This is a genomic window from Streptomyces sp. NRRL S-1022 (assembly GCF_000720135.1).
GTDB lineage: Bacteria > Actinomycetota > Actinomycetes > Streptomycetales > Streptomycetaceae > Streptomyces.
In genome coordinates this window covers 1-1,096 of record NZ_JOIU01000099.1, presented here as the reverse complement: position 1 = coordinate 1,096, position 1,096 = coordinate 1, and the positions used below count along the sequence as shown (strand labels likewise).

Sequence of the window (1,096 nt, the reverse complement as noted above, 5' to 3'; positions counted from 1 at the left end):
CGGAGAAGTACCAGCTCAAGCCCCGGGACTGGGCGACCGCCGAGCGCGAGGGCCGGACCATCGCACCGCTCATCACCCGGCTCAACACCATCCGGCGACGGCACCCGGCACTGCGGCAGCTACGGAACCTGCACTTCCATCACGCCGACCAGGACGCGGTGATCGCCTACAGCAAGAGCACGGGAGCGGACACGGTCGTGGTGGTCGTCAATCTCGACCCCCACCACACCCAGGAGGCAACGGTCTCGTTGGACATGCCGCAACTCGGCCTGGACTGGCACGAGTCCGTGCCGGTGCGCGACGAGCTCACCGGCGAGACCTACTACTGGGGCAGGGCCAACTATGTGCGCCTCGAACCGGGTCATAGGCCCGCGCATGTCTTCACCGTCCTGCGACCGTCCACCCCGCAGATCGGAGGGTCACCCACAACATGATCGTCAATGAGCCCGTTCCGGACACCTTCGAGGACACTCCCGCCAAGGACCGGGACCCGGATTGGTTCAAACGCGCCGTCTTCGTGGAGTTCGTGGACGCCGCCCACCAGCGCGGCATGCGCGTGATCATCGACTTCGTGATGAACCACACCAGCGACCAGCACCCGTGGTTCCAGGAGTCGAGGCGGGACCCGGACGGTCCGTACGGGGACTACTACGTCTGGGCCGACGACGACAAGCAGTACCAGGACGCACGGATCATCTTCGTCGACACCGAGGTCTCCAACTGGACGTACGACCCGGTACGCAAGCAGTACTACTGGCACCGCTTCTTCTCGCACCAGCCGGACCTCAACTACGAGAACCCGGCGGTGCAGGAGGAGATGATCTCCGCACTGAAGTTCTGGCTCGATCTCGGCATCGACGGGTTCCGGCTGGACGCGGTGCCGTACCTGTACCAGCAGGAGGGCACCAACTGCGAGAACCTGCCCGCCACCCACGAGTTCCTGAAGCGGGTCCGCAAGGAGATCGACGCCCAGTATCCCGACAAGGTGCTCCTCGCCGAGGCGAACCAGTGGCCCGAGGACGTCGTCGACTACTTCGGCGACTTCTCGGCCGGCGGCGACGAGTGCCACATGGCCTTCCACTTCCCGGTCATGCCG

At 65.3% G+C, this 1,096-nt stretch carries 2 protein-coding genes; both read left to right on the top strand.

The window, feature by feature from the left end; all coding sequences use genetic code 11:
- Window positions 1-434 (top strand): DUF3459 domain-containing protein (locus IG05_RS0140975; protein ID WP_030349176.1); only part of this gene is annotated, 434 nt, incomplete at its 5' end.
- Window positions 431-1,096 (top strand): alpha-amylase family glycosyl hydrolase (locus tag IG05_RS0140970; protein WP_030349175.1); only part of this gene is annotated, 666 nt, incomplete at its 3' end. The genes IG05_RS0140975 and IG05_RS0140970, both read left to right, overlap by 4 nt.